Annotated in this window: 1 rRNA gene; it reads left to right on the forward strand. The window is 45.3% G+C overall.

Annotated features, from left to right (window positions below):
* Positions 1 to 395, forward strand: a 23S ribosomal RNA gene (locus LrDSM24759_RS07650); the annotation flags it as partial.

Consider the following 395-nt stretch of genomic DNA (forward strand, 5'->3'; position numbering starts at 1 on the left):
GATATCCGAATGGGGGAACCCAATACGTGCAGACGTATTATTAATTACTGTTAAGGTAGTTAAAGGAAGACGCAGTGAACTGAAACATCTAAGTAGCTGCAGGAAGAGAAAGAAAAATCGATTTCCCAAGTAGCGGCGAGCGAAACGGAAAGAGCCCAAACCAGCTGGCTTGCCAGTTGGGGTTGTAGGACTACGATATAGTACTTAAGGAGATAGCAGAATTATTTGGAAAAATAAGCCAGAGAAGGTGAGAGCCCTGTAGGCGAAATCTCCAAGAGACTTAGTAGGATCCTGAGTAGGTCGGAACACGAGAAATTCCGATTGAAACCGCGAGGACCATCTCGCAAGGCTAAATACTAACTAGTGACCGATAGTGAACCAGTACCGTGAGGGAA

The sequence above is a fragment of the Lactobacillus rodentium genome (assembly GCF_003423665.1).
GTDB lineage: Bacteria > Bacillota > Bacilli > Lactobacillales > Lactobacillaceae > Lactobacillus > Lactobacillus rodentium.